We start from the raw sequence: 1080 nt of genomic DNA, 5'->3' as shown, positions 1-1080 counted from the left end.
CCGCTTCGGGTCTAGATCACGCCACTCACAACGCCCTATTCAGACTCGCTTTCGCTACGACTACCCCACACGGGTTAATCTCGCGACGTAACACTAACTCGCAGGCTCATTCTTCAAAAGGCACGCTGTCACCCCAAAAGGCTCCAACGGCTTGTAAGCACACGGTTTCAGGTACTATTTCACTCCCCTCCCGGGGTACTTTTCACCATTCCCTCACGGTACTGATCCGCTATCGGTCATCAGGAAGTATTCAGGCTTACCAGGTGGTCCTGGCAGATTCACACGAGATTTCACGGGCCCCGTGCTACTCGGGAGAACGTCACACCACGACAATGACAGTTTCGTCTACGGGACTCACACCCCCTACGGTCTGGCACTCACCACCAGTTCGACTACCACCACGCCACAGCGCCCAGGGTGGCGACCCCAGGAACAACGCATCCCACAACCCCGATCATGCAACCCTCGCCAGGTATCACACACAACCGGTTTAGCCACCATCCGCTTTCGCTCGCCACTACTCACGGAATCACTGTTGTTTTCTCTTCCTATGGGTACTGAGATGTTTCACTTCCCCACGTTCCTCCTCGCACCCTATGAATTCAGATACGAGTGACTACGCATAACACGCAGCCGGGTTACCCCATTCGGAGACCCTCGGATCACAGCTCGTTTATCAGCTCCCCGAGGCTTATCGCAGATTTCCACGTCCTTCATCAGCTCCTGATGCCAAGGCATCCACCGTGTGCTCGTAACAACTTATACGCCACACAACACAAATAAATCATCAAAGAACACACCACACACCCCAACAGGGTGCGCGGCGTCAAAGATGCTCGCGTCCACTATGTAGTTGACAAACAACAACCCACCAGCACCACCCCACCAGAACAACCGTCCCAGCTTCGTGGTGCTGCGGGAAACCAACCAACACCAGCGTGTTGATCGACAACCCAACAATGTGCCACCACACCACCACCCCAACACCACCACCAGAACTCGTGTCCGGTCGTGTTCCCGTGTCAGGGAGCAGCGTGTCCGCTTGCTGATATTCCACCCATGAGCATCAACCACACCCCC

2 rRNA genes (1 of these 2 cut by a window edge) are annotated in these 1080 nt (G+C 55.3%); both read right to left on the bottom strand.

Going from position 1 to position 1080, the window contains the following annotated elements:
* Positions 1-765, bottom strand: a 23S ribosomal RNA gene (locus QL985_RS12005); the annotation flags it as partial.
* Positions 766-1004: 239 nt separating this feature from the next.
* A 16S ribosomal RNA gene (locus QL985_RS12000) occupies positions 1005-1080 on the bottom strand (it continues 1270 nt past the right edge of the window).

This window comes from Kocuria sp. APC 4018, assembly GCF_030407675.1.
GTDB classification, from domain to species: Bacteria; Actinomycetota; Actinomycetes; order Actinomycetales; family Micrococcaceae; genus Kocuria; species Kocuria rhizophila.
This window is presented reverse-complemented; position numbering and strand designations above follow the sequence as displayed.